The sequence below is a fragment of the Actinosynnema sp. NPDC020468 genome, assembly GCF_040642015.1.
Lineage (GTDB): Bacteria > Actinomycetota > Actinomycetes > Mycobacteriales > Pseudonocardiaceae > Actinosynnema.
This window is the reverse complement of the sequence record NZ_JBFAEO010000041.1, coordinates 32,076-56,438: the sequence shown is the minus strand read 5'-3', so window position 1 is coordinate 56,438 and position 24,363 is coordinate 32,076. Positions and strand designations below refer to the sequence as shown.

General features: G+C 73.7%; 27 protein-coding genes. 16 read left to right on the top strand and 11 right to left on the bottom strand.

Going from position 1 to position 24,363, the window contains the following annotated elements; translation table 11 throughout:
* The first annotated feature begins 8 nt into the window (after window positions 1-8).
* On the top strand, window positions 9-1,193 hold the full coding sequence (locus AB0G50_RS26295) for an erythromycin esterase family protein (protein WP_360113259.1): 1,185 nt from the start codon (window positions 9-11) through the stop codon (window positions 1,191-1,193).
* Window positions 1,194-1,197: 4 nt separating this feature from the next.
* Here the strand turns inward: AB0G50_RS26295 and AB0G50_RS26290 are convergent, their stop codons facing one another.
* From AB0G50_RS26290 to AB0G50_RS26270, 5 genes are all read right to left on the bottom strand, one after another.
* Window positions 1,198-1,665, bottom strand: coding sequence for a response regulator (locus AB0G50_RS26290; protein WP_360113257.1), 468 nt, complete (start codon window positions 1,663-1,665; stop codon window positions 1,198-1,200).
* 135 nt (window positions 1,666-1,800) lie between these two features.
* Window positions 1,801-2,292: an RICIN domain-containing protein gene (locus AB0G50_RS26285; protein WP_360113255.1), complete on the bottom strand. Its 492-nt coding sequence runs from the start codon at window positions 2,290-2,292 to the stop codon at window positions 1,801-1,803.
* 255 nt (window positions 2,293-2,547) lie between these two features.
* Window positions 2,548-3,759, bottom strand: a complete 1,212-nt coding sequence (locus tag AB0G50_RS26280; protein ID WP_360113253.1) for an acyl-CoA dehydrogenase family protein — start codon at window positions 3,757-3,759, stop codon at window positions 2,548-2,550.
* The gene (locus tag AB0G50_RS26275; RefSeq protein WP_360113251.1) at window positions 3,760-4,764 is read right to left on the bottom strand and encodes a phosphotransferase family protein; all 1,005 of its coding nucleotides are present in this window, start codon (window positions 4,762-4,764) and stop codon (window positions 3,760-3,762) included.
* Window positions 4,761-5,402, bottom strand: a complete 642-nt coding sequence (locus AB0G50_RS26270) for an HAD family phosphatase (protein WP_360113249.1) — start codon at window positions 5,400-5,402, stop codon at window positions 4,761-4,763. Before AB0G50_RS26270 ends, AB0G50_RS26275 begins: the two co-directional genes overlap by 4 nt.
* Window positions 5,403-5,503: 101 nt before the next feature.
* Here AB0G50_RS26270 and AB0G50_RS26265 point away from each other — a divergent pair, with 101 nt between their 5' ends.
* Both AB0G50_RS26265 and AB0G50_RS26260 read left to right on the top strand, forming a co-directional pair.
* Window positions 5,504-5,941 (top strand): MarR family transcriptional regulator, encoded by a 438-nt coding sequence (locus AB0G50_RS26265; RefSeq protein ID WP_360113247.1) that lies wholly within the window; start codon window positions 5,504-5,506, stop codon window positions 5,939-5,941.
* Window positions 5,942-6,019: 78 nt separating this feature from the next.
* On the top strand, window positions 6,020-7,459 hold the full coding sequence (locus tag AB0G50_RS26260; RefSeq protein ID WP_360113245.1) for an MATE family efflux transporter: 1,440 nt from the start codon (window positions 6,020-6,022) through the stop codon (window positions 7,457-7,459).
* 3 nt (window positions 7,460-7,462) lie between these two features.
* Here the strand turns inward: AB0G50_RS26260 and AB0G50_RS26255 are convergent, their stop codons facing one another.
* Window positions 7,463-7,810, bottom strand: a complete 348-nt coding sequence (locus tag AB0G50_RS26255; RefSeq protein ID WP_360113243.1) for a VOC family protein — start codon at window positions 7,808-7,810, stop codon at window positions 7,463-7,465.
* A gap of 128 nt (window positions 7,811-7,938) precedes the next feature.
* Between AB0G50_RS26255 and AB0G50_RS26250 the strand changes: the two genes are divergently transcribed.
* The 6 genes from AB0G50_RS26250 (at window position 7,939) to AB0G50_RS26225 (ending at window position 13,222) form a co-directional block, all read left to right on the top strand.
* Window positions 7,939-9,030, top strand: a complete 1,092-nt coding sequence (locus AB0G50_RS26250; protein WP_360113241.1) for a hypothetical protein — start codon at window positions 7,939-7,941, stop codon at window positions 9,028-9,030.
* Window positions 9,031-9,155: 125 nt separating this feature from the next.
* Window positions 9,156-9,776, top strand: a complete 621-nt coding sequence (locus tag AB0G50_RS26245; RefSeq protein WP_360113239.1) for a dihydrofolate reductase family protein — start codon at window positions 9,156-9,158, stop codon at window positions 9,774-9,776.
* Between the two features lie 50 nt (window positions 9,777-9,826).
* Window positions 9,827-10,150 (top strand): YciI family protein, encoded by a 324-nt coding sequence (locus AB0G50_RS26240; RefSeq protein WP_360113237.1) that lies wholly within the window; start codon window positions 9,827-9,829, stop codon window positions 10,148-10,150.
* The gene (locus AB0G50_RS26235; protein WP_360113235.1) at window positions 10,147-11,382 is read left to right on the top strand and encodes a sigma-70 family RNA polymerase sigma factor; all 1,236 of its coding nucleotides are present in this window, start codon (window positions 10,147-10,149) and stop codon (window positions 11,380-11,382) included. Before AB0G50_RS26240 ends, AB0G50_RS26235 begins: the two co-directional genes overlap by 4 nt.
* A 361-nt stretch (window positions 11,383-11,743) precedes the next feature.
* Window positions 11,744-12,310, top strand: a complete 567-nt coding sequence (locus AB0G50_RS26230) for a snapalysin family zinc-dependent metalloprotease (RefSeq protein ID WP_360113233.1) — start codon at window positions 11,744-11,746, stop codon at window positions 12,308-12,310.
* A gap of 213 nt (window positions 12,311-12,523) precedes the next feature.
* Complete coding sequence (locus AB0G50_RS26225; protein ID WP_360113231.1) at window positions 12,524-13,222, top strand: hypothetical protein; 699 nt, start codon at window positions 12,524-12,526, stop codon at window positions 13,220-13,222.
* On the opposite strand, the gene coaD is transcribed toward AB0G50_RS26225, so the two are convergent.
* Window positions 13,212-13,637 (bottom strand): pantetheine-phosphate adenylyltransferase, encoded by a 426-nt coding sequence (coaD, locus tag AB0G50_RS26220; protein ID WP_360113229.1) that lies wholly within the window; start codon window positions 13,635-13,637, stop codon window positions 13,212-13,214. The two genes, AB0G50_RS26225 and coaD, sit on opposite strands and share 11 nt — an antisense overlap.
* A 190-nt stretch (window positions 13,638-13,827) precedes the next feature.
* Complete coding sequence (locus tag AB0G50_RS26215; RefSeq protein ID WP_360113227.1) at window positions 13,828-14,289, bottom strand: phage tail protein; 462 nt, start codon at window positions 14,287-14,289, stop codon at window positions 13,828-13,830.
* A gap of 166 nt (window positions 14,290-14,455) precedes the next feature.
* Here AB0G50_RS26215 and AB0G50_RS26210 point away from each other — a divergent pair, with 166 nt between their 5' ends.
* The 3 genes from AB0G50_RS26210 to AB0G50_RS26200 all read left to right on the top strand — a co-directional run bounded on the left by AB0G50_RS26210 (window position 14,456) and on the right by AB0G50_RS26200 (window position 18,358).
* The gene (locus AB0G50_RS26210; RefSeq protein ID WP_360113225.1) at window positions 14,456-16,252 is read left to right on the top strand and encodes a hypothetical protein; all 1,797 of its coding nucleotides are present in this window, start codon (window positions 14,456-14,458) and stop codon (window positions 16,250-16,252) included.
* Window positions 16,159-16,590, top strand: coding sequence for a tetratricopeptide repeat protein (locus AB0G50_RS26205; protein ID WP_360113223.1), 432 nt, complete (start codon window positions 16,159-16,161; stop codon window positions 16,588-16,590). The genes AB0G50_RS26210 and AB0G50_RS26205 overlap by 94 nt, the downstream gene beginning before the upstream one ends.
* A 151-nt stretch (window positions 16,591-16,741) precedes the next feature.
* Window positions 16,742-18,358, top strand: a complete 1,617-nt coding sequence (locus AB0G50_RS26200) for a PQQ-binding-like beta-propeller repeat protein (protein WP_360113221.1) — start codon at window positions 16,742-16,744, stop codon at window positions 18,356-18,358.
* 21 nt (window positions 18,359-18,379) lie between these two features.
* On the opposite strand, the gene AB0G50_RS26195 is transcribed toward AB0G50_RS26200, so the two are convergent.
* The gene (locus tag AB0G50_RS26195; protein WP_360113219.1) at window positions 18,380-19,234 is read right to left on the bottom strand and encodes an LD-carboxypeptidase; all 855 of its coding nucleotides are present in this window, start codon (window positions 19,232-19,234) and stop codon (window positions 18,380-18,382) included.
* Window positions 19,231-21,162, bottom strand: a complete 1,932-nt coding sequence (locus AB0G50_RS26190; protein WP_360113217.1) for a prolyl oligopeptidase family serine peptidase — start codon at window positions 21,160-21,162, stop codon at window positions 19,231-19,233. The genes AB0G50_RS26195 and AB0G50_RS26190 overlap by 4 nt, the downstream gene beginning before the upstream one ends.
* A 114-nt stretch (window positions 21,163-21,276) precedes the next feature.
* Between AB0G50_RS26190 and AB0G50_RS26185 the strand changes: the two genes are divergently transcribed.
* Genes AB0G50_RS26185 through AB0G50_RS26170 form a run of 4 tightly spaced genes read left to right on the top strand, consistent with a single transcriptional unit; the run spans window position 21,277 to window position 23,878 of the window.
* Window positions 21,277-21,843, top strand: a complete 567-nt coding sequence (locus AB0G50_RS26185; RefSeq protein ID WP_360113215.1) for a DUF3090 domain-containing protein — start codon at window positions 21,277-21,279, stop codon at window positions 21,841-21,843.
* A 4-nt stretch (window positions 21,844-21,847) separates the two neighbouring features.
* Window positions 21,848-22,642, top strand: coding sequence for an SCO1664 family protein (locus AB0G50_RS26180; RefSeq protein WP_360113213.1), 795 nt, complete (start codon window positions 21,848-21,850; stop codon window positions 22,640-22,642).
* Between the two features lie 58 nt (window positions 22,643-22,700).
* Window positions 22,701-23,153 carry a GNAT family N-acetyltransferase gene (locus AB0G50_RS26175; protein WP_360113211.1) on the top strand — a complete coding sequence of 151 codons (453 nt, stop codon included), beginning with the start codon at window positions 22,701-22,703 and terminating at the stop codon, window positions 23,151-23,153.
* Window positions 23,150-23,878 carry an aminoglycoside phosphotransferase family protein gene (locus AB0G50_RS26170; RefSeq protein ID WP_360113209.1) on the top strand — a complete coding sequence of 243 codons (729 nt, stop codon included), beginning with the start codon at window positions 23,150-23,152 and terminating at the stop codon, window positions 23,876-23,878. Before AB0G50_RS26175 ends, AB0G50_RS26170 begins: the two co-directional genes overlap by 4 nt.
* Here the strand turns inward: AB0G50_RS26170 and AB0G50_RS26165 are convergent.
* Complete coding sequence (locus tag AB0G50_RS26165; RefSeq protein ID WP_360113207.1) at window positions 23,868-24,323, bottom strand: excalibur calcium-binding domain-containing protein; 456 nt, start codon at window positions 24,321-24,323, stop codon at window positions 23,868-23,870. The two genes, AB0G50_RS26170 and AB0G50_RS26165, sit on opposite strands and share 11 nt — an antisense overlap.
* Window positions 24,324-24,363: the final 40 nt, after the last annotated feature.

Below are 24,363 nucleotides of genomic sequence, written 5' to 3'. Positions count from 1 at the left end.
GAACACCCATGCCCGTCGCCACGCTGCACGCCCTCGCCCGTCCGCTCGACGACGCGGCCGCCCTCGGCCGTGCCTTCGACACCCTGTTCGGCCCCGAGCCGCCCGTGCTGCTGGGCCTCGGCGAGCCGACCCACGGGATCGAGGCGTTCCCCTTGCTGCGCAACGAACTCCTGGCCCACCTGGTGCACCGGGGGTACCGGTCGGTCGTGCTGGAGACCGACGTCCTGGCGGCGGCCGCGGTCGACGCCTACGTGACCGGCGGGGAGGGGGAGATCGACACCGTGCTCACGACCGGCTTCAGCCACGGTTTCGGCGCCGTGCCGGGCAACCGCGCCCTCGTGTCGTGGTTGCGCGAGCACAACGCCGACCGCGCGCCTGAGGACCGGGTGCGCTTCCACGGGTTCGACGGCCCGGTCGAGTACGCGGGCGCGCCGAGCCCGCGACGCTCGCTGCGCGCGGTCCACGACCACCTGCCGCGCGCGCTGCGCCCCCGATCGGCCCGCGAACTCGACGTGCTGCTGGGCGAGGACGCGGACTGGGCGAACGAACGGGCGATGTACGACCCGGCGGCGTCGATCGGCGGCTCGGACCGCGCCCGGGCGCTGCGCGTCGTCGCCGACGACCTGGCGAGCGCCCTGCGTCGGGCCGCGCCCGCCCTGCGCCCGGTCGACCCGGAGGCCCACGATCTCGCCGCGACGCACGCCCGCACCGCCCTGGGGCTGTTGCGCTACCACGCGGCGATGGCCGAGGACGGGCCCGACCGGATCGGGACGCTGCTGGGCGTGCGCGCCGAGATGATGGCCGGGAACCTGCTCGCGATCGTCGCGCGGGAGCGGTCGCGCGGGCCGAGCCTGGTGTTCGCGCACAACGCGCACCTGCACCGGTCGCCCGGCACGTCCTGGGGGAACGCGGGCGCGCTGATCGCGCCCACCCTCGGCGAGGGCTACGTGGTCGTGGCGACCGACGCCAACCCGCGCGCCGTCCCGGGCACCCTCCAGGGCGCGCTGGCCGAGGCGACCACCCGGCGGGCACTGTTCCCGACACCGGCCCTGCGCGCCGCGCTGCCACCGTCGATCGGCGCGGGCGACCCGATCGTGCCCGGCCACCTGCCGCTGGACCCGGCGGACCTGGCCTGCTCGGACGCGGTCGTGTTCGTCGCCGACACCGACGGCACGCGCCGGCAGTACTGGTAGCCGCTCAGGCCGGTCGCTGCGCCACGGAGCAGAAGAAGCGGTCGATGGTGTGCACGGTGGCCCCGAACCCGTCGTAGTCGGCGGGTTTGGCGACGTAGGCGTTGGCCATCGAGTGGTAGCACCGCGTCACGTCCTCGTCCGCGTTCGAGGTGGTGAACACGACCACGGGGATCCGCTTGAGGTCACCGTCCCGCTTGACCGCGTCGAGCACCTCGTGGCCGTTCATCCGCGGCATGTTCAGGTCCAGCAGCACGAGCGCGGGCCGCGGCGCGTCGCGATGACCGCCGTCGCGCCGCAGGAACTCCATCGCCTCGACGCCGTTGTGCACCCGGTGCAGCCGGTTGGGGATCCGGTGCTCCTCGAAGATCTCCTCGATCATCAACGCGTCGCCGTCGTCGTCCTCGACGAGCAGCACGTCCACGACATCCACGCGAGTCACTGGGTCACCTGGTTTCCGCGGGGTCGACCGCATCGAGGGGGCACTGCAATTGTGGTGCGACGTCAAGCCGACCGCACAACGGGTGGTCGTCCCACCCGGCCCCCTCGACAGCCGGACGGTCCCGCGGCGCCGCCGATCCGGCCGCGCCGCGGGACCGCGCCCGGAGGTCTAGAACGGGTACCACTTCTGGTTGGCGCCGCCCCAGCAGTCCCAGGTGCCCGCGTGCGCCCCGTTCGCGTTGTTCAGGCTGAGGATCTCCAGGCACTTGTTGTTCATCCTGGAGCGAATCTCGCCGTCATTGCCGATGTACCACTTCTGGTTCGCGCCGCCCCAGCAGTCCCAGGCGCCGACGTGCGCTCCGTTGGCGTTGTTCAGACTCAGGATCTCCAGGCATTTGTTGTTCATTCTGGAGCGAATCTCGCCGTCGTTCCCCCAGTACCACTTCTGGTTGGCACCACCCCAGCAGTCCCAGGTGCCGACGTGCGCCCCGTTGGAGTTGTCCAGACTGAGGATCTCCAGACACTTGTTGTTCATCCGCGACCGCCAGTCCTCGGCCGGCAACGGGGAACCGGGAGCGGCGACGCCGACACCTCCCGAGGTGAGGAGGGTTGCCGACAACAACGCCACCACCGCGACGAACCGACCGATCAGTGTGCTCATCCACCCATTCCTTCCGGAATTGACCGCCGCTGACCGGGCCGAATTTATCAGCGCCACCGAAAGAAACCCGTGATCCACTCGGGCGCCACCCGTCCGGCGCGCGGTCGAACCGGTGCCGGCACCCGTGCGGTGATCTCTTCGGCGGAGTTCGGCTACGGTCTTCGGTTGCCGAAAACGGTAATTCCGGCGCGCCGGCCGCCCGGTCGCGAATAGATTCCGACGGAATGCATTTCCAGGCGACCCGGTGCCGATCGGTCAGGTGTGCCTGCGCAGTTCCCGTTTGGCCAGCGACACGCGGTGGACCTCGTCGGGGCCGTCGGCCAGGCGCAGGGTGCGGGCCGACGCCCACAATTCGGCGAGCGGGTGGTCCTGGCTCACGCCGGCCGCGCCGTGCGCCTGGATCGCCTTGTCCAGCACCCATTCCGCCATCAGCGGGGTGCCGACCTTGATGGCCTGGATCTCCGTGTGCGCGCCCTTGTTCCCCACGGTGTCCATGAGCCACGCGGTTTTCAGCACCAGGAGGCGGGACTGCTCGATGCGGACCCGGGACTCGGCGATCCACTCGCGGACGACGCCCTGATCGGCCAGCGGGCGACCGAAGGCGGTGCGGGCGGTCACCCGGCGGCACAGGAGTTCCAGGGCGCGCTCGGCCATGCCGATCAGGCGCATGCAGTGGTGGACGCGGCCGGGGCCCAGGCGCGCCTGGGCGATCGCGAAACCCTCGCCCTCGCCCGCGACCAGGTTCGCGGCGGGCACCCGGACGTCGGTGAAGTCGATCTCGGCGTGACCGCCGTGCGAGGCGTCGGTGTAGCCGAAGACGTGCATGCCGCGGCGCACCGTCACGCCCGGGGTGTCGCGCGGCACGAGGATCATGCTCTGCTGCCGGTGCCGGTCGGCGGTGGGATCGGTGCGGCCCATCACCACGAGGATCGCGCAGTCGGGGTTCATCGCGCCGGAGGACCACCACTTGCGGCCGTTGATCACGTAGTGGTCGCCGTCGCGCTCGACGCGGGTGGCGATGTTGGTGGCGTCGGAGGACGCGACGTCGGGTTCGGTCATGCAGAACGCGGACCGGATCTCCCCGTCCAGCAACGGTCGCAGCCACCGCCGCCGCTGCTCCGGGGTGCCGAACTGGGCCAGCACCTCCATGTTGCCGGTGTCGGGCGCGGCGCAGTTGAGCGCCTCGGGCGCGAGGTGGGGGCTGTGGCCGGTGATCTCGGCGAGCGGCGCGTACTGGACGTTGGTGAGGCCCGCGCCGTGCTCGGCGTCGGGCAGGAACAGGTTCCACAGGCCGCGGCGGCGTGCCTCGGCCTTGAGGTCGGCGAGCACGGCGGGACGGGCCCACGGGTCGGCCGCGGCGGCGAGTTGGGCGGCGGCGACGGGTTCGGCCGGGTGCACGTGCTCGGCCATGAACGCGAGCAGCCGGCCGCGCAGGTCCTCGGTGCGGGCGTCGTGGGCGAAGTCCATTCAGTGCTCCCGTCGGGTTTCGGCGAGGCCGCGGCGGACCAGCGGCACGGTCAGGTCGCCGATCCGGTCGAAGCCCGCGCCCACGGTGTGGCCCGTGGTGTAGCGGTAGTGGATGCCTTCGAGGATCACCGCGAGCTTGAAGTAGCCGAACGCGGTGTACCAGCCGAGGCCGGAGACGTCGGTGCCGCTGCGCTCGGCGTAGCGCCGCACGAGGCCGTCGGCGTCGGCGAACCCGGGCAGGCCGGGCACGGTGCCGGTGATCGGGTCGTCCTCCAGCCCGACGCCCTCCCAGTAGACGCGCAGCAGCCCGAGGTCGGCGAGCGGGTCGCCGAGGGTGGCCATCTCCCAGTCCAGCACCGCGCTGATGCCGACCGGGTCGGCGGTGACCAACACGTTGTCCAGCCGGTAGTCGCCGTGCACGATCGCCGCGCGCCGGGACGTCGGCACGGTGTCGGCGAGGGTGGCGCGCAGCGCGTCGACGCCGGGCAGGTCGCGGCTGCGGGACGCGTCGAGCTGCTTGCCCCAGCGGGCGACCTGGCGGGCGAGGAACCCCTCGGGGCGGCCGAAGTCGGCCAGTCCCACCGAGTCCGGGTCGACGGCGTGCAGGTCGGCCAGCACGTCGACCAGCCGGTCGGAGAGGTCGCGGGCGTGCCCGGGGGTGAGCCACGGGCACTGGTCGCGGTGCCGCAGGGCCTGCCCGGGCATGTCGCTCATGAGGTAGAACGGCGCGCCGAGCACGTCGGTGTCCTCGCACAGGCCCTCGACGGCGGGCACCGGCACGGCGGTGCCGGCGAGGGCGGCCAGGACGCGGTGCTCGCGGGCCATGTCGTGCGCGGTGGCCAGCACGTGGCCCAGCGGCGGCCGGCGCAGCACCCACCGGCGCGCGCCGTCGGTGACCCGGTAGGTGAGGTTGGAGCGACCGCCGGGGATGAGCGCGGCGGTCAGCGGTCCGGTGCCCAGGTGCCGGGCGAGCCGCTCGAGGTCCAGGCCGGGCGGCGGGGTCACGCGAGCACGCCGAGGTCGGTCAGCACGGCGCGGGTGGCGGCGGCGTCGGTGTGCCGGTGGGCGCGCAGCCCGGCGGCGTCGGCGGCCTCGACGTTGACCGGCATGTCGTCGAAGAACGCGCACCGGCCGGCGGGCAGTCCGAGCCGCTCCACGGTGTGGGCGAAGATCCTCGGGTCGGGTTTGCGCAGGCCCACGCGTCCGGAGATGACGATGGTGTCGAACAGCTCCAGCAGCAGGTCTTCGGGGTAGCCGTCGCCCCAGCTGTTGGACAGCAGCGCGGTGCGCACGCCGGCCGCGCGCAGCTCGCGGACCAGGTCGACCATCGCCGGGTCGGGGTGGGCGGTGCCGAACATGCGGCGCAGCAGGTCCCGCGAGGCGACCTCGCGACCGTCGAGGGTGACCAGCTCGGCGGCGAGCAGCCGTTCGAACTCCGCGACGGGCAGCTCACCGGTTTCCAGCCTGGCCACGGGGTTGTCGGGCGCGGCGTCGCGGCCGAGCCACGACTTCATGGTGACGCCGTAGCGCTCCCGGTCGATGCCCTCGCCGTGCAGCCAGGCGTCGATGAAGGTCGGCACGGACACCGTGATGACGCCGCCCCAGTCGAACACCGCCGCGTCGATCCCACGTTCGTTGGCCACGCGGCCGAGGCTACCGACCGGTCGGTATGTGAGCAAGACAGCCCGCCCGTCCGTCAGTTCGAGAGTTGACAGTTAGAGTTCGAACAATTAGCTTTCTCATCATGGACGCACCGAGGCTCACCGGCACCCTGGACCTGACCCGCTGGATCATGTGGGCCCAGCGCAAGGCGGCCGAGGACTGGATCCGGGCGCGCGAACTGACCTTCGAACAGGGCTTCGCGCTCGGCTACCTGGTCGAACACCCCGGCGCGATCCAGCGCGACCTCGCGCAGGTCACGCGCACCAGCCCGGCCAGCGTGTCCAGCCTCCTCCAGGGGCTGGAACGCCGGGGCCTCGTGGAACGCCGCACCGAGCCCGGTGACGAGCGCAGCAAGCGCGTCTTCGCGACGCCGACCGGCGCCGAGCTGGTGTCCGGGTTCGACGCCGCGATGGCCGCCGCCGACGAGACGATCCTCGCCCCGTTGGACGAGGCCGAGCGGGCCGCGCTGCACGCCCTGCTCACCAAGATCACCGCGGTGCTGCCGCAACCGATGCGGTAACCCGCCCACCCGGCACCACCCCTCGCCACGCCGACGCACGTCGGCGTGCGCACGACCCTGCCCCGGAAAGGAGCAGCCATGAGCACCGCGACCCTCGACTCCCCGGTGAAGGCCGACGCCGTCGGCACCAACCGCTGGTACCTCTCGACCGCCCCGATCGTCCGCGCCCTCGTGCACCTGTGTGTGCCGATGGCCGCCGCGATGATCGTCGGCGCGGTCCACAACCTCGTCAACGCGGGCTTCATCGGCTCGCTCCACGACACCGCGCTGCTCGCCGCGATCACGTTCGCCACCCCGGTGCTCGGCCTGGTCATGGCGGTCGGCGGCGTGTTCGGCGTCGGCGGCGGCGCGCTGATCTCCCGACTCCTCGGCGCGTCCGAACGCGATCCGGCGCAGGCCGAGGGCATCAAGCGCGTCTCGTCGTTCGCGGTCTGGGGCTCGGTGATCGCGGGCGTCGTCCTGGGCGGCGCCGGGCTGGTCTTCCTGCGCCCGCTGGTGACGGCGCTGGGCGCGGACGCCGCCGCCGTGCCCGCGACGAGCGCCTACGTGGGCGTGCTGCTCGCGTTCGTGCCGGCGCTGGCCGCGGCGTTCTGCCTGGAGCAGGTCGTGCGGGCGGAGGGCGCCGCGCGCCAGGTGATGATCGGGCTCGTCGGGTCCACGGTGGCGAACCTGCTGCTCGACGTGCTGTTCATCCTGGTGCTGCACTGGGGTGTCGCGGGCGCGGCGCTGTCGATGGGGCTCGCGAACCTCGGCGTCGTCGGCTACTTCGCGTGGTGGCTGCACCGCACCAGCGAGCACGTCAGCCTGGCGCCGCGCTGGTTCACGCTCTCGCCGGACGTGCTCAAGCCCGTGTTCGGCGTGGGCGTCGGCGAACTGCTCCAGGCGTCCTTCCTGATCGTCACCACGCTGGTGCTCAACAACCTCGCGTCCGGCTACGGCGACGACGCGCTGGCGGCCATGGGCGTCGCGGTCCGCATCGCGCAGGTGCCGGAGTTCCTGGTGATGGGCGTGACGATCGGCGTGCTCCCGCTGCTGGCCTACTCCTACGGCAAGGGCGACCGGGACCGGCTCGGCGCCGCGCTGCGGGCGTCCGCGCTCACCGTCGGCGGCGTGGTGCTGGTCTTCGCCACCGCGGTGCTGGTGTTCCGCGAGCAGGTGTTCTCCGCGTTCTCGGCGGACCGCTCGGTGCTGGCGATCGGCGTCACGATCCTCACCGCGCAACTGGTGGCGATGGTGGTCAACGGGTTCACCGGTCTGCTCACCTCGCTGTTCCAGGCGACCGGCCGGGCCGCGGCGGCGATCGTGATGTCGACGGCGCAGGGCGTCCTGTTCGTCCCGGTCGTGCTGCTGGGCAACCTGTGGTTCGGCCTGGCGGGCATCGTGTGGGCGCTGACCGTCACCGAGGTGGTCGTGTTCCTGGTCGGCGGGTGCCTGTGGCTCGCGTCCCGCCGCGCGATCGACCGCGGCCTGGCCGAGGGCAGCCCGGAACGCGCCGAGGAGGTGCTCGACCAGGCCTGAGGTCTAGTCGACGCTGACCGCGAACCGGTTGCCCTCGGGGTCCTCGAACGTGGTGTAGCGCAGGCCCCGGTCCTCGACCTCGCGCACGACCCGGGCGCCCAGCCGCACCAGCCGGTCCGTCTCGGCCTCCAGGTCGTCGCTGGTGAAGTACAGGTGCACCCGGTTGGGCCCGCCCGGTCGTTCCCGCACCCGCTGGAACAGGTAGAACGGCCCGCCGGTGTGCGCGCCCACGGTGGCCGCGCCGGGGAACGCGGGCGGGTCGACGTCGGTGCCCAGCAACGCGGCCCAGAACCGGGCGAGGGCGGCGGGGTCGGCGCAGTCGAAGGTGGTGGCCAGCGGGGTGACGGCCATGCGTGCTCCTGGTGGGCGTCCGGGGTGGTTTTGAAGATCGACACTGTCCCACGTGACCGCACCGGGTCCGCGCCGGTGCCGGGAAACCCGGTGGCGCGGGCGGGCTCCGGGTCCCGACAATCGGGCGCGTGGGCCGATCCCTGTTGGTGAACTTCGTGTACTGCCACCCCGTCGGGCACGCGATCGAGGCGGTGCAGCGCTGCTACGGCCACCACCTCGCCGACCCGGACCTGCGGATCGGCCTGGTGCTCAACGCCGCCACACCGGTCGAACTCGCCGAGCTGTGCCCGTTCGTGTCCGAGGTGCACGCGGTGCCGGTGGACGTGTTCGACGGCGGCGCGGACTTCACCGCCGCCCTGGCCGGCATCGGCCGCGACTGGGACCTGGTGGTCGAGGACGAACGGGCGTCGCAACCGTGGCAGCGCGAGCTGTTCCCGGGCCTGGCGCGCTACTTCGACCAGGCCCGCGCCCACTTCCGGTCGGGCGGCGTGCGGGTCGGGTACCGGCCGGGTCACCTGCGGCTGCCGATCCCGCCGGCGCCGCGCGGGCCGGGTGCGCGGATCGCGGTGCTGCCCGGTGGCAGCGCGCCGCGGTCGCAGTACCCGTCGACGCGGTCGTGGCGGATGGTGCTGGGCGCGCTGGCGGACCGGTTCCCCGGCGCGGAGTTCCTGTTCGTGGGCAAGCTGCGCGCGGACGGCCGCACGGCGAGCACCTACGACGCGGCCGAGTTCGCCGAACTGGCGGCCGCGGCGCCGCGGTCGGTGTCGGCGGTGGACCGGCCGCTGGTGGAGCAGTTGGCGGAGGTCGCGGCGGCGGACGTGCTGGTGTCGCCGCACTCGGGTTTCGCGATGGCCGCGCTCGCGGTGGGCACCCCGTGGCTGACGATCTCCGGCAACCGTTGGCCGGAGTACTACTTCCCGGGCGTGCCGTTCTACAGCGTGCTGCCGGACGTGACCCGCTACCCGAGCCTGCACCTGTTCGCGCTGGACCCGGAGCCGGTGGACGACGACGGCCCGCGCTCGCCGAGCATGTCCCGCGTCCGGTTGACCGAGGACCTGGCGGAGATCGTGGAGGGCGCGGCGAAGCTCGTGGAACGCCGCTGGGACTACGACACGGCGATGCGCGACCACTTCCGCCGGATGACCGCCCTGCCCTCCGACGTCGCGACGCACCTGTGGTCGGTGGACGACGTGCACCGCGCCTACCTGCCCGAACCCTGACCTCCGGGCGTCGGGGAAAAATTCCTCGAGGAATTTCCGCCGGCGGTGTCGGATCGGGGCGGTGGCGTTCGTGGAGTGGGTGAAGCCGCCCACCGGGGGCGGCGCCACGGTGAGGATCCGCGACCATGAAGCTGACGACCATGACCCAGATCACGCTCGACGGCGTCACCCAGGGCAACGGCGGCGCCTCCGAGGAGGACCGCCGCAACGGGTTCGAGCGCGGCGGGTGGGCCACCGGCGAGGGCGACCCCGCGACCGACGCGTTCATCAACGAGACCTACGCCCGCGCGGAGGCGTTCCTGCTCGGCCGCCGGACCTACGAGCTGTTCGCCGGCTCGTGGGGCACCTGGGCGGAGCGGGACGTGCCCGGCTGGGAGCCCGTGCTGCGGGCGTTGAACACCCGGCCCAAGTACGTCGCCTCGACCACGCTCACCGACCCGGCGTGGGCGGGCACCGCGGTGCTGGGCGCCGACCTCGCGGCCGCGGTGCGGGAGCTGAAGGCCCGGCCGGGCGGCGAGTTGCAGGTGCACGGCGGCGGCACGCTGACCCGGTGGCTGCTGGCGAACGACCTGGTGGACGAAATGACGCTGCTCGTGGTCCCGGTGGTCCTCGGCCAGGGCGCGCGGCTGTTCCCCGAGTCCGGCCCGGACCTCGCGCTGCGCCCGGTCGAGTCGCGGGTCGACTCGGCGGGCGTGACGATCCAGGTCTTCCGCCCGGCCGGGCGCCCGCGCTACGGGACGGCCTGACCCCACCCTCGACACCGAAAACCCCCGCACCGACAGGAGATGATCGACCCATGCGCTACCTCGTTTCCGTGATCGACGACAAGGACGACCCCGGCAGCACGGACCGGCAGCCCGCCATCAGCGCGTTCAACGAGCAGCTGATCGCCGACGGGTACTGGGTCTTCGCGGGCGGGCTCGCGGACACCGACTCGGCCACCGTGGTCGACAACCGCGGCGAGCAGGTGGTGTTCAGCGACGGGCCGTTCGTGGAGTCGAAGGAGTACCTCGCCGGCGTCTGGGTGTGGGAGGCGCCCGACCTGGACGTGGCGCTGCGCCTCGCCACCGAGGCCTCCAAGGTGTGCGACCGCAAGATCGAGGTCAGGCCGTTCCATTGAGTTCCGCGCGGGAGGCGGTGGCCCGGGTGCACCGCGAGGAGTGGGCCCGGGTGGTCGCCGCGCTGACCAGGCGCTTCGGTGACCTCGACATCGCCGAGGAGGCGGCGGCCGAGGCGTTCGCGACCGCCGTCGAGCGCTGGCCCGCCGACGGCGTGCCGCCCAACCCGGGCGCCTGGTTGACCACCACCGCCCACCGCAGGGCCATCGACCGGATCCGGCGCGAGCACAAGCGCGACGACAAGCACAGGGAGGCTCTGATGGCGCACGACGACGACCCGCCCGAGCCCCTCGGCGCGATCGACGACGACCGGCTCCGGCTGATCTTCACCTGCTGCCACCCGGCGCTGGCGGTGGAGGCCAGGGTGGCGCTGACGCTGCGGATGGTCGGCGGGTTGACCACGCCCGAGATCGCCCGCGCGTTCCTGGTGGCCGAGAGCACGATGGGGCAGCGGATCACCCGGGCCAAGGCCAAGATCAAGGCGGCCCGCATCCCGTACCGGATGCCGTCGGCCGAGGACCTCCCCGCGCGCGTCACGGGCGTGCTCGCCGTGCTGTTCCTGGTGTTCAACGAGGGCTACCTGGCGACCGGTCCCGACACCGACCCGGTGCGCCACGACCTGACCGCCGAGGCGATCCGGCTGACCCGGCTGATCCGCGTGCTGCTGCCCGAGGACGGCGAGGTCGCCGGGCTGCTGGCGTTGATGCTGCTCACCGAGGCCCGTCGCGTGGCCCGCGTCTCGGCGGGTGGCGAACTCGTGGCGCTGGACGAGCAGGACCGCGGGTCGTGGGACACCGCGCTGATCGCCGAGGGGCACCACCTGGTCCGCGAGCGCCTCGTCGCGGCCGCCGCCGGCGCGACCCCGGGCCGCTACCAGGTCCTCGCCGCGATCAACGCCGTGCACACCTCCGCCCGCGACATCCGTGACACCGACTGGTCGCAGGTCCTCGCCCTCTACGACCGGTTGGTCCGGCTCGACCCGTCGCCGATCGTGGCGCTCAACCGGGCCGTCGCGGTCGCCGAACTGGACGGGCCGGAGGTGGCCCTGGCGGCCGTCGACCGGCTGGAACCCCGGTTGGCCGACTACCACGCCTTCCACGCCACCCGGGCCGACCTGCTGCGCCGGACGGGCCGCGGCGGCGAGGCGCGCGCGGCCTACGACAGAGCCGTCGAGTTGGCGGGCAACACCGCCGAGACGGCCTATCTGATCCGCCGTCGGGACCAATTGAGATGACACGTGCCGCTTCCGGGCGGTGCGGCGGAGTGCGCCCCGGGAAAATCTCTCCGCCGGCCGGGAAACGCACCACCGGAGCTCGCGCCGGGTGTGCCCGGATCACCGGAAATGCCGTGAAAGTTCCTTCTGCGCGCCACAAAACAGGCACAAAGTAGGTTCCGCGCCACAGCCGTCGGCGAGGAGCATTTCGCCGCGGCGGAACGTTTTTCGGGCCGCACCGGGCCGATTCCCTGTCATGCCCGGTGACGTGGCCGGCCGCGCGTCGACCTGATTCCGACGCACCTGCCCGGGCCTGCCACCGACGACCCGCACGGCGTATCCGCGCGTCGCGCACCACGCGACCGGAACCGAAAGGTGACCCATGACCACAACGCTTCGCCGCACCGCCCGTTCCCTGGCGGCCGGTGTCACGCTGCTGCTGTCGCTCACCCTGGTGCAGGGGTTGGGCGGCGGCACGGCGGTGGCCGCGCCGGCCGCGGTGCGCATCGTCTACTACGACGCGAGCCAGGCCCAGGAGTTCAAGGCCGCGGTGGACGAGGGCGCGGCCGCCTGGAACAAGGCCGTGCGCAACGTCCAGCTCAAGCCCGCCACCGGCGGCACCGCGGCGGTCCGGGTGTACGCGGACAACGGGTGGCCCCGCACCTACCAGAACGGCTTCGGCCGGGGCACGGTGTACATGGGCCGCGAGGCCGTGAACGACGGCTTCTACCCGCCCCGCATCGCCACGCACGAGCTGGGCCACATCCTGGGCCTGCCGGACAACCGCAACGGCCGGTGCGACTACCTGATGTCGGGCCACAGCTCGCCGACGTCCTGCCAGTCCACCATTCCGCACGCCACCGAGGCGGCCCAGGTCGAGCGCAACGCCGGCGGCGTGGCGGCGGTGCTCGCCCGCGAAACGTCGTACGCCGACTGCTTCGTGTTCTAGAACGCCGGTTCCCCACCGCGGCCGGTCGGTCCCGAGGTCACTCGGAACCGACCGGCCGTCGCGTTCTCCGCGGCGTTCGGCGGTGCGCGACCATCCGCGATACCCGGGCCTTTTCGCATTGCCGTCGCTCACGCGGGTTGGAATACCGGCATGGGTTAACATTCGCGCCCATCTTGACCGGACGGTTCCGCTCCGATATCGCGAGGAGAGTTCATGGTCCGCGTGACCGGCCACACCCGCCGTGACGGCACCCGCGTCAGACCGCACACCCGGTCCGCGCCGAACCGGACCGCCGGCAGCCCGACCCTCACCGCCGCACGACCGAGGATCAGGGTGGCCGGTCACTTCCGCCGCGACGGCACCCGGGTCAGGCCCCACACCCGGTCCGCGCCCGCGGGAGGCACCCCGGCCCGCACCGCGGGTCCCCTGGTCGGCGTGGGGCTCGTCGCGGCGGTGCTGCTGCTCGTCGCCCTGAACTCCTCCGGCGGTCGGGCGCCCTCGGCCGCCCCGGACTTCACGCCGACCCTCCTCGCCAGGTCCGAGGGCGGCTCGTGCGCCGGGCTGTCCTACGGCCAGGCCCACGACCACTTCCTCACCCACCCGTGCACCGCGCTCGTCCGCGCCGCCTACGACGCCGTCGACAGGTCCGGCGCCACCCTCAGGCTCGCCGTCGCCCGCGTCACCATGCCCGACGCCACCGCCGCGGCGGACCTCCGGGCGCTGATCGACCGGCCGGGAACGGGCAACATCACCGAGATGGTCACCGGCGTGCGGTTCACCGGAACGCACTACGCGTCCCGCGTCGACGGCACCACCGTCACCCTGGCCCAGGCCGAACCCGCACCCGGTTCCACCCCGACCGGCGGTGTGCTCGACCAGGCCGCGCGCCACGCCGCGACCCTCAACCCCTGACCGAACGCCTCGCCGCCGTCGCCGCGACGAGCGTGGAGGAGACGTAGGCCCGTTCGGGGCTGGTCGGGACGAAGAGGGTTTCCACGCCGGTCAGCCGGCGGTTCGCCAGGGCCATCGGCAGTTCGTGTTCCAGGTCGGCCGGGGTGCGCACGCCTCGCACGATCACGTCCATTCCCTCCTCGCGGCAGTAGTCGACCAGGAGGCGGCCGGGCGCGGCGTCGACCGTGACGTTCGGCAGGTCGCCGATCAGGTCGGACAGCAGGGCCAGGCGCTCCGGCAGGGCGAGGCGGCCCGGCTTGGCCGGGTTGGTCAGGACGCACACGACCAGTTCCCCGACCACGGCCGCGGCCCGGCGGGCCACGTCGAGGTGTCCCTGCGTGGTGGGGTCGAAGGATCCGGGGAACACGGCGCGCACGTCCGTGAGGGTAGCGATCGGCCGCGGCGGGACCAGCGACCGTCGGGTATCCGCGCATCCGGGCGGCATGTGCACCGGGTCCACCCGCGGTGGCCGACGCGTCGCCGGCACCCGGTGCGGCCGCGGGAGAGCGGTGACCTCGCCGCGTGCCCGGCCGGCTCGCGCGGCGGCACGATGGACGGGTCGACCGTCAGTACTCGTTCTTGACGACGAAGTAGGAGCCGCGGATGGTGCCCGCCAGCTTCGACTTCTGCCGGGCGAACTTGAACGCGGCGAGTTCGGCGGGTACCTCCATCCCGTCGGAGAGCTTGAACCCGACCGCGCGCTTCCCGGAGTCCTCCAGGGTGTACATCACGTTGATCGACAGGCCGCTCTCGTAGAAGACGTAGGCCATCCGGATGCCCTCGACCTCGAACCCGGTGGCTTCCAGCGCGCGGGAGGACACGACGATGCCGCGCTCCTCCTCGAGGATCCGGTGCACCCAGTCGACGGTCGCGGCGGCGTCCTCGGCGGGCTCGACGGTGAAGACGTGGTCGTACTTGTTCTTGAAGTACCGGGCCTCGTTCGCCCGCAGTCCGGCGAGCGCGTCGGCGACCGGCGACGACTCCAGACCGGTGGTCGACACGGTGCCGAAGTCCACGGTGTAGGGCATGGCGCGTTCCTCCGCGTGTGCGTCCGATCGGGTGGGTACCGCGGTCGCGACCAGCGTATGCGCCGGTCGCGGAAGCGCACGACCCGGGGAACGCCTTGTCCGCCGTTGTGCGTTGCGGCGCGGCGCCGACGGCGGTGTCGTGAGGCCCGACGAAAACGTCCTGGGGGTGGGTGTGGTCGTCTTCGGGGACGAGGGCCGGCGGGCGGTCGTGGTGGGCGGCGGCACGGTGGTGCAGGCCGGTCGGGACGCGGCGGTCACCGTCGCACCGGCCGCGCGCCGGCCGGTGCCGCGGCAGCTTCCCGCCGCTCCCCGGACGTTCGTCGGGCGCGAGGCGGCACTGGCGGCGCTGGACGGCGCCCTGATCGGCCCGGGCACCGCGGTGTCGGTGATCGGCGGGCCGGGTGGGATCGGCAAGACCTCGCTCGCGGTGGTCTGGGCGCACCGCAACGCGGACCGGTTCCCCGACGGGCAGCTGTTCGTCGACCTGCACGGGTTCAGCCCGTCGTGGCCGCCGACCACGGCGTCCGACGCCCTGGGCGGGTTCCTGGACGCCCTCGGCGTCGATCCCCGCGGCGTGCCGCCGGAGGTGGACGCCCGCGCCGCGTTGTTCCGCAGCCTGGTGGCCGACCGGCGGGTGCTGGTGGTGCTGGACAACGCGGCCGCCGCGGACCAGGTCGTTCCGCTGCTCCCGGGCGACCCGACCTGCGCGGTGCTGGTCACCGGCCGCACGGTCCTGTCGTCGGTGATCGACCGGTACGGCGCCCGCCACCTGCACCTCGGCGTCCTGGACCGCGGTGAGGCCCGGGCCCTGCTCGCCGCGCGCCTGGGCGCCCGACGCGTCGACACCGACGCCGTCGACGAGCTGATCGCGCTGTGCGGGCACCACCCGTTGGCCCTGACGATCACCGCCCGCCGGGCGCTCACCCGCCCGGGCCTCCCGACGGTGGCCCTCGTCGCGGAGTTGCGCGACCTCGGACCGGAGGTGTTCGACCACGAGCACGACCCCGCCGCCGGCCTGCCCACCGTGCTGTCCTGGTCGTTGCGCCACCTCACCGACCGCCAACGGCGGGCGTTCGCGCTGCTGGGCGTCGCGCCCGGACCCGATTCGGCCCTGCCCGCCCTCGCGGCCCTGCTCGACCTGCCGCCGACGCCGACCCGCGCGGTGCTGCGGGCCCTCGCCGACGCGTCGCTGGTCGCCCACGTCCCCGGCGGCCGGTTCGGCATGCACGACCTCGTGCGCGCCTACGCCGTCACGGTCGCCGACGGCGAACTCACGCGACGGGACCGGGACGCGGCACTGCGCCGGTCGGTCGACCACTACGAGCGCACCGCCCACGCCGGCGACCGGCTGCTCAACACCCGCCGGGCGTCCGCCGGATCACCACCCGCTCCGGTGTTCGCCGACCGCACCGCCGCGCTGGCCTGGTTCGACGCGGAACGGGTGACACTGCTCGCCGCCCAGCGCGCCGCGGCGGACGCCGGGTGGCACGACGCGGTGGCCGACCTGGCGTGGGCGTCGGCCAGTTTCCACGACCGGAGGGGACACCTGCACGACCGCGTCACCGTGTGGCGGACCGTGCTCGACCTGGCCGCGCACCTGCCACCGGCCACCCGGATCCGCGCCCACCGGCCACCCGGATCCGCGCCCACCGCCACCTGGGCCGCGCGCACGGCGACCTCGGGCACCACGACGCGGGGCTCGAGCACCTGCGCACGGCCCTGGCCCTGGCGGAGGAATCGGGCGACCTCGCCCAGCAGGGCCACGCCCACCGCGAGCTGGGGCGGGTCCGGTCCCTGGCCGGCGAAGACCGGGGCGCGCTGGACCACGCCCTCGGCGCCCTGGCCCGCTTCCGCGCCCTCGACCACCGGGTGTGGGAGGCGAACGCCCTCAACCACCTGGCCTGGTACCGGGCCCGCCTGGGCGAGCACGACCGGGCCCGCGCGCACTGCCGGGCCGCCCTGACCCTGTACCGCCTGCACGACCACCCCGAGGGGACGGCGGCGGCACTGGACACCCTGGGCTACGTCGAGCACCGCGACGGGCACCACGACCTGGCCGTGCGCCACTACGACGACGCCATCGCCCTGCGCCGCGAACTGGACGACACCTACCGCCCCGCCGACACCCTGGAACGCCTCGGGCACCCGCTGCTCGCCCTGGGCGAGCACCGACGGGCCCGCGCGGTGTGGGAGGAAGCCCTGCGGCTCTACCGCGAGCAGGGTCGCGAGGAGGCCGGCCGGGTGCAACGCCACCTCGACGACCTCCCGGTCGGACCGACCCGACCGCACCGGACCGGGTAGCCCGCACCGGAGGTCGCGGGTCGGGTCAACCGATCGGTTGACGCGGGAGTCGACCTTCTCCTGTCGTGGAACGGTCCTTTCGCCGATCGTGCCGCCGGCGCGGCGCCGGCACGGTGGGATGCCGGGCAATCGGATGGGGGAACGGACGGTCATGCCGATCAGGGAACGCGCGACCGCGGTGGTCGCGGTCGTGGTGGCGGTGGTGGGGCTCGGCGCGGGGGTGTCGCAGGCGGGTGCCGGGCACCACGGGTCGCGGCGGGGTGCGGACTGGCCCACGTGGACCGGGGACCTCGCCGGGTCGCGGCACAACGCGGCCGAGTGGCGGATCACGCCGGCCACCGTCGGGAAGCTCAAGCTCAAGTGGGCCTACGCCTACCCCAAGGGCACGCCGCCGGTGCGCAGCCAGCCCGCGGTGGTGGGCGGGGTCGTGTACTTCGGGTCGCCGGACGGGACCTTCCACGCCCGGGACGCCAAAACCGGCGCGGAGCGGTGGGTCACCGACCTGACCACCATCTCGCCCGGCGGGCGCAAGGCGGTCCCGTGGGACGGGCCCAGCGTCGCCGACGGGAAGGTCTACGTCGGCGACATCCGCGGCTGGGTGTACGCGCTGGACCAGCGGACCGGCCGGCCGCTGTGGTCCAAGCAGGTCGACGCGCACCCGGCGGCCACGGTGACCAGCTCGCCGATCGTGTACGACGGCAAGGTCTACGTCGGCACGTCCAGCGGCGAGAACTCCAACAACAGCCCCGACGGGTCGCAGGACGACCCGAACTACCCGTGCTGCACCTTCCGCGGCCACATCGACGCCCTCGACGCGCGCACCGGCGAGCTGGTGTGGCGGCACTACACGGTCCCGCAGCCGCAGGCCGTCGGCACCTGGCCCAGCGGCGCGACGCGCTACGAGCCGTCGGGCGCGGGCGTGTGGAGCTCACCGGTGGTGGACAAGGCCACCGGCACCGTCTACGTCGGCACGGGCCAGAACTACACCGGCAGCGCGGGCGAGTTCGACACCCTGCTGGCGCTCGACGCCCGCACCGGCGGCGTGCGGTGGCGCAACCAGGTCACCAAGGCCGACACGTGGCGCGGGTTGTGCAACACGCCGGACGCGGCGGGCTACTGCCCGGGGCTGGGCGACGACACGGCGCTGGACTACGACATCGGCGCGACCCCGAACCTGTTCACGGTCAACGGCCGCAAGCTCGTCGGCGTGGGCCAGAAACTGGGCGTCTACCACGTGTTCGACGCCACCACGGGTGAGGTGGTGTGGCGCCGCCAGCTGGGCGTTCCGCTGCCGGGCGGCGGGATCTCGGGCATCCAGTGGGGTTCGAGCTACGACGGCAGGCGGCTCTACATCTCCACCTACTTCGCCGAGCCGGGCGCGGTGCACGCGGTCGACCCGGCCACCGGCGCGGTGCTGTGGAAAACCCCGAACCCGGCGGACGGCTGCACCACGGGCGGCGCGGCCGGGCACCCCGAGGTGTGCTTCCCGGCGCAGGGCGCGGCGGCCACGTCCACACCGGGTCTGGTGTGGGAGGGCAGCAACGACGGCAAGCTGCGCGCCTACGCGTCGGGCACCGGCCGGGTGCTGTGGACCTTCGACACGGTGCGCGACTTCGCGGGCGTCAACGGCGTGACGGGCACCGGCAGCGCGATCGCCGGCGGCGGTGGCGGCGTGGTGGTGTCCGACGGCATGGTCTACGTGCAGTCGGGCTACTGGCCGGAGTACCCGAGCGAGCACGGGCACGTGCTGCTGGCGTTCGGGCTGTGACCGCGGGCGCCGGGGTCGTCGTCAGCGGGCGAAGGCGACGGCCCCGGTGTCACCGTCGATCCGGACCGACGCGCCGTGCGGCACGGTGCGCTGCCCGACCCGGTGCCCGAACCCGACGTCGCCCACGATCGGCACGCCCAGCGGCGCCAACCGGTCGTGCAGCACGGCGGTGACGTCGCCGCACCCGTGCCACGAGCCCAGCGCGATACCGGCGACCCGGTCGAACCACCCGGCGCGCAGCAGCCCGGTGAGCATCCGGTCCAGCCGGTAGGGCTCCTCGTTGACCTCCTCCAGCAGCGCGACCGCCCCGTCGGGCGGCGGCGGGCCGAGCAGGCTCACCGTGCCGCCGAACGCGGTGCCGGTGGCGGTGCCGCCGGCCACCGGTGTCCCGGTCGCCGCCACGACGCCGTCCAACAGCGCCGCCCGGCAGTGCTCGCGCGCGACCTCGTCGCGCAGGAACGCGTCGGTGGCCACCATCGGGCCGAACCACGACACGACGCCGAGCCCGGCCAGCCGGTCGTGCACGGCGGTCAGGTCGCTGGAGCCCAGGAACACCTTCGGCCCGGCCGCGACCAGCGCGGCCCAGTCGACCAGGTCCACGACCCGCTGGCTGCCGTACCCGCCCCGGGCGCACAGCACGCCGCGCACCGACGGGTCCAGCCACGCCGCCACCAGGTCGGAAGCCCGGTCCGCGTCGAGGCCCGCGAGGTAGGGCAGGGTCGGGTGCACGTCGCGGGCGTGCGCGCCGGTCACCGCGTCCAGACCCCAGGAGCGCAGCACCGCGACCCCGTCGTCGACCGCGGTGCGCCCGGCCGGGACGGACCCGGCCGGGCTGACCACGACGACCCGGTCGCCCGGCCTCAGCAGCGGCGTCAAGAACGCAGTTCCAGTACCGGCACGCCGCCCGGGACGAACCCGAGGGTCTGCCCGTAGAACGACAGCTCGGCCTCCAGCGCGGCGATGATCGTCTCCGCCTTGCGCCACCCGTGCTGCTCGCCCTCGAAGGTGAGGAACGCGTGCGCGATGCCGGTGCCCGCGAGGTCGGCGGCGAACCGCTCGGCCTGCTCGGGCGGGCAGATCTCGTCCTCCAGGCCCTGCAACAGCAGCACCGGGCCCGCCAGGTGCCGGGTGCGGTGCGCGGGCGACCGCTCGACGTACCGGTCGGCGGCCTCGGGCAGCCTGCCGACGAGCCCCTCGACGTAGCGCGACTCGAAGTCGTGGGTTTCGCCGCCGTCGCCGGTCCACCCGGCCAGGTCCAGGATCGGGAACGCGACCATGCCGCTGCGGTAGGTCTTCACCGAGGTCAGCGACGCCGCCGAGGTCCAGCCGCCCGCGCTGCCGCCGCGGATCGCCAGCCGCGCGCCGTCGGCGGTGCCCTCGTCGGCCAACGCCTGGGCCACCGCGGCGCAGTCGTTGACGTCGACCACGCCCCACTGCTCGCGCAGCCGCTCCCGGAACGCCCGCCCGTAGCCGGTGGAGCCGCCGTAGTTGACCGACACGACACCGACGCCGCGGCTGGTCAGGTACGCCAGCTCCAGGTCGAGCACCGCCATGGACCGGCCGGTCGGGCCGCCGTGGACGTGCACCACGAACGGCGGCAGCTCGCCCTGGGGCGCGGCGAAGTCGGGGTTGGTCGGCGGGTACACGTAGGCGGGCACGTCGCCGTCGGGTCCGGCGAACACCCGCTCGACCGGCACCGGCAGGTAGGCCGGGTCGACGGTCGCGGCGTGCGACGTCAGGTGCGTCAGCTCGCCGGTGGACAGGTCCAGCGCGACCACGGAGGCCTCGGCGCGCGGACCGGCGGCACCGGAGACCACCACGCCGTCGTGCACGGCCAGCTGCGAGTGCCACACGGGCAGGTCGGTGTCGACGTCGGTGACGGTGCCCGACCGCTCGTCCAGCACGGCCAGCGCGCCCGCGCGCAGCACCGCGTGCCGGCCGGGGGAGATGGTGGCGAAGTACCGGTGGCCCAGCCGCCACAGAGGTCCGCCCAGCTCGTGCTCGCCGGGCGCGAGGTTGGTGGCGACGCCGTCCAGCCCGATCCGGAACAGGTTCCACCAGCCGTCGGGGTCGGTGATCGCCAGCAGCGCCGGCGGCCGGCCGTCGACGGGCAGGTCCCACTCGACCTGGCACACGGCCTCGGTCGGTCCGCCCGCGAGCACCCGGTGCTCGCCCGAGCCCACCGGCGCCACGCACAGCTCGGAGCCGTCCCACGGCATGTTCGGGTGGTCCCAGCCGATCCACGCGTAGTGCGTGCCGTCGGGCGAGACGCGCGGTCCGGTCATGAAGTGGTGGGAGGACGCCAGGACCCGCACGGGCGACCCGTCGAGCGGGATCGCGACCAGGTCGCGCCGGATGTCGGTGCGGGCGTCGCCGGTGACGGACTCGCGCACGCACCACACCTCGGTGCCGCCGGGTCCGGCGGTGAGGTCGGCGTAGCGGTGGCCGTGCCGGCGCTCGGGCTCGGGCGTGATCGCCGCGGGCTCGGGCCGCTCGGGGTCGAACAGGTAGACCCGCTGGTCGTCCCAGTGGGTGAACGCGACCCGGGTGCCCTCGGGGGTGTCCAGGGCGACCCAGGGCCGGCCGCCGTACTCGTGGACGCGGTTGCGCGCGTTCCACGGCGGCGGCAGCAGGTCCACTCCGTCGCGCACGAGCGCGACCCGACCGCCCTCCGCGGGGCGGCCCTCGGCCCACCAGGTCGAACCCCCGTGCAGGTCGACCCATTGCAGGCCACCACCGGCGGCGGCCGCGTCAGCCGCGTCGATGGGCGATGTCCAGGTTCCGTACGGTGCGATCTTCACCACGCCGCGACTGTATAGGGGTGCCGTCGGGGCCGGTCAGCCCCGATCGGCCGACACGGCGCAAAACCGGGGGGAGGGCTGCCGATCTTGTCCGGGTGGCCTAGGGTCGTTGCTGTCATGGCACGCGTCATCCACGTATTCCGCCAGCCCGACCGGTTCGTCGCCGGCACCGTCGGGCAGCCTGGCGAGCGCACGTTCTACCTCCAGGCCTCCGAGGAGGCCCGGCTGGTCAGCGTGGCGCTGGAGAAGCAACAGGTCGCCGTACTCGCCGAGCGCATCGGCTCGCTGCTGGAGGAGGTGCACCGGCGGTTCGGCGCGGACGTCCCCGAGGCGGTACCCGACGACCTCCGGGACACCGAACCCCTCGCGGTGCCGGTCGAGGAGGAGTTCAAGGTCGGCACGATGGGACTGGGCTGGGACGCCGAGTCCCGCGCGGTCGTCGTCGAACTGCTCGCGATCACCGAGGAGGAGATCGACGAGGCGGTGGTCCTGGACGACACCGAGGAGGGCCCGGACGCGGTCCGGGTGTTCCTGTCGCCGGTGGAGGCGCGGGCGTTCGCCGAGCGCGCCGACCGGGTGGTCCGCGCCGGCCGCAAACCCTGCCCGCTGTGCTCGGAGCCGCTGGACCCGGAGGGTCACGTGTGCCCGCGCCAGAACGGCTACCGGCGTTCGGACGAGGACTGAGCCCTTGCGGCCCGGTGACGACGGGGTGCTGGACTTCCTGACCAGGGGCCGCATCGAGGTCGAGGGACGACTGGTCGACGCCTCCAACGCGACGCTGTTCTGCGCGATCTCGCTGGACGGCGCCCACGCGCAGTGCGTGTACAAGCCGGTGCGCGGCGAGCGCCCGCTGTGGGACTTCCCCGACGGCACGCTCGCGGGCCGCGAGTACGCGACGTTCCTGGTGTCCCGGGCGGCCGGGCTGGACCTGGTGCCGCCGACGGTGCTGCGGCCGGGCCCGTTCGGGTCGGGCATGGTGCAGCTGTGGGTGGACACCCGCGAGGACGACGACTTGGTCGACATCGTCGCCGAGGACGAGGTCGCGCCGGGCTGGCGGACGGTGCTGCGCGCGCACGACCGGTTCGGCGACCCGGCGGTGCTGGTGCACGCCGACCACCCGAGGGTGCGGCTGATGGCGGCGTTCGACGCGGTGGTCAACAACGCCGACCGCAAGGGCGGGCACGTGCTGCACGCCCGCGACGGCGGCGTGTTCGGCGTGGACCACGGCATCTGCCTGCACGCCGAGGACAAGCTGCGCACCGTGCTGTGGGGGTGGCTGGGCGAGCCGCTGGGCGAGGAGGCGGTGGAGGCGCTGCTGCGGGTGCGGTCGGGGTTGGCGGGCGCGCTGGGCGAGGAGTTGCACGAGCACCTCACGCGCGCGGAGGTGCGGGCGCTGGCCGAGCGGGTGGACAAGCTGCTCGCGGTGCCGGTGTTCCCGGAGCCGTCGCAGGACTGGCCGTCGATCCCGTGGCCGGCTTTCTGAGGGCTTCTTCCCGGCTGGTGGTGTACTTGCGCGTGTGAGCGGTGTCCGACTTCGCGAGGTGACCGAGTCCGACGTGCTGGAGTTCTTCGAGCACCAGCGGGACCCGGAAGCCCATCACATGGCGGCGTTCGGGTCGGCGGACCCGACGGACCGCGCCGCGTTCCTGGTGCGGTGGGCGCGCATCCTGGCCGACGACTCGGTCCTGGTGCGCACGGTGGTGTTCGACGACCGGGTGGTCGGCCACGTGTCGCGGTTCGTCCAGTTCGGCGAGCCCGAGGTGACCTACTGGATCGACCGGGCACACTGGGGCAAGGGCCTCGCGACGGCGGCGCTGGCGGCGTTGCTGGAGCTGGACCCGACGCGCCCGCTGTTCGCGCGGGCGGCGGTGGACAACCTGGGCTCGCTGCGCGTGCTGGACAAGTGCGGGTTCGTGGCGGTGGGCGAGGACGTCGGTTTCGCCGAGGCGCGGGGCGAGGACGTGGAGGAGTTCATCCTGAGGCTGGACGCGTGAACGCCCGCCTGCTCGACCGGTTCGGCGAGGGCGTGCGCCCGTGGCTGGCCGGGTTGCCCGCGCTGGTGGCGGACCTGTCGGCGCGCTGGGACCTGCGGGTGGAGCGCGAGTTGACCGGCGGCACGTCGCACGCCCTGCTGTGCTCGCGCGCCGGGGAGCCGGTGGTGCTGAAGGTGACGCCCGAGCCGGGCATCGCGGCCGAGGAGGTGGCGGCGTTGGGGGCGTGGGCGTCGAGCCCGGGTGTGGTGTCGGTGCTGGAGTCGGACGTGGCGGCGGGCGCGGTGCTGCTGGAGGGGTTGGTGCCGGGCACGCCGGTGACCTACGGGCCGGCGCTGGTGGGCGTGCTCGAGACGCTGCACGTGCCGCCGCCCGCGGGGTTCCGGTCGTTGGCGGACCGGGTGGACTTCATGTTCGGCCTGGCCGCGCGGCGTCGTGGGCGGGACTTCTCGGCGGCGCACGCGGTGGCGGCGCGGCTGGCGCGGGACCGGGTGCCGGCGGTGCTGCTGCACGGCGACCTGCACCTGCTCAACGTGCTGGAGTCGGCGCGCGGCCCGGTGGTGATCGACCCGCGTCCGTGCGTGGGGGACGCGGCGTTCGACGCGGTCGACTTCGCGTGGGCGGCGCCGTCGCCGGACGAGGGTGTGGAGCTGCTCTCGAGGGTGGTCGACGGCGACCGGCTGCGCGCGTGGTGCGACGTGCTGTCGGTGTTCCGCCCTACTTCTTGAGCTCGCAGACCAGGCCGTCGTTGTCGCGGTCCTGGTACCAGTCGTACTCGGGGTCGACGCCCTTGGTGTACGGGCCGTAGCCGGCCTCGTTGGCCTTGACACAACTGGGGAAGCGCGGGTCGAGGGTCTTCTGCGGCTTCTGGTCGACGGGGTCGGCCTGGTCCACCGGCGCCTGCGTCGGCACGACGACCGGCGGCACCGCGACCGGCTGGATCGGGACCGGTGCGACGGTGGTGGGCACGACGACCGCGGTCGTGGTCGTCGTGGTGGTGGTCGTGGTGACGGGGGCGGCCGCGGTCGTCGGCGTGGTCGTCGGCGCGACGGTGCGCGTGGTGGTGACGGCACGGGCGGAGGAGGTGCCGGCACCGGTGGTGGCGGTCGGCCCGCAGGCGGTCAGCAGGGCGGCGAGCAGGCCGAACGCGGCGGCGGTCGTGGTTCTGGACATGGCGGTTCTCCCCTGATCGGCCCTGGTCCGTGCTCCGGTT

Bases quoted from the DNA above. Each gene is read 5' to 3' on its own strand.
- AB0G50_RS26295 (WP_360113259.1), top strand. From the start codon at position 9: ATGCCCGTCGCCACGCTGCACGCCCTCGCCCGTCCGCTCGACGACGCG.
- AB0G50_RS26290 (WP_360113257.1), bottom strand. From the start codon at position 1,665: ATGCGGTCGACCCCGCGGAAACCAGGTGACCCAGTGACTCGCGTGGAT.
- AB0G50_RS26285 (WP_360113255.1), bottom strand. From the start codon at position 2,292: ATGAGCACACTGATCGGTCGGTTCGTCGCGGTGGTGGCGTTGTTGTCG.
- AB0G50_RS26280 (WP_360113253.1), bottom strand. From the start codon at position 3,759: ATGGACTTCGCCCACGACGCCCGCACCGAGGACCTGCGCGGCCGGCTG.
- AB0G50_RS26265 (WP_360113247.1), top strand. From the start codon at position 5,504: ATGGACGCACCGAGGCTCACCGGCACCCTGGACCTGACCCGCTGGATC.
- AB0G50_RS26260 (WP_360113245.1), top strand. From the start codon at position 6,020: ATGAGCACCGCGACCCTCGACTCCCCGGTGAAGGCCGACGCCGTCGGC.
- AB0G50_RS26255 (WP_360113243.1), bottom strand. From the start codon at position 7,810: ATGGCCGTCACCCCGCTGGCCACCACCTTCGACTGCGCCGACCCCGCC.
- AB0G50_RS26245 (WP_360113239.1), top strand. From the start codon at position 9,156: ATGAAGCTGACGACCATGACCCAGATCACGCTCGACGGCGTCACCCAG.
- AB0G50_RS26240 (WP_360113237.1), top strand. From the start codon at position 9,827: ATGCGCTACCTCGTTTCCGTGATCGACGACAAGGACGACCCCGGCAGC.
- AB0G50_RS26230 (WP_360113233.1), top strand. From the start codon at position 11,744: ATGACCACAACGCTTCGCCGCACCGCCCGTTCCCTGGCGGCCGGTGTC.
- AB0G50_RS26225 (WP_360113231.1), top strand. From the start codon at position 12,524: ATGGTCCGCGTGACCGGCCACACCCGCCGTGACGGCACCCGCGTCAGA.
- AB0G50_RS26215 (WP_360113227.1), bottom strand. From the start codon at position 14,289: ATGCCCTACACCGTGGACTTCGGCACCGTGTCGACCACCGGTCTGGAG.
- AB0G50_RS26200 (WP_360113221.1), top strand. From the start codon at position 16,742: ATGCCGATCAGGGAACGCGCGACCGCGGTGGTCGCGGTCGTGGTGGCG.
- AB0G50_RS26185 (WP_360113215.1), top strand. From the start codon at position 21,277: ATGGCACGCGTCATCCACGTATTCCGCCAGCCCGACCGGTTCGTCGCC.
- AB0G50_RS26165 (WP_360113207.1), bottom strand. From the start codon at position 24,323: ATGTCCAGAACCACGACCGCCGCCGCGTTCGGCCTGCTCGCCGCCCTG.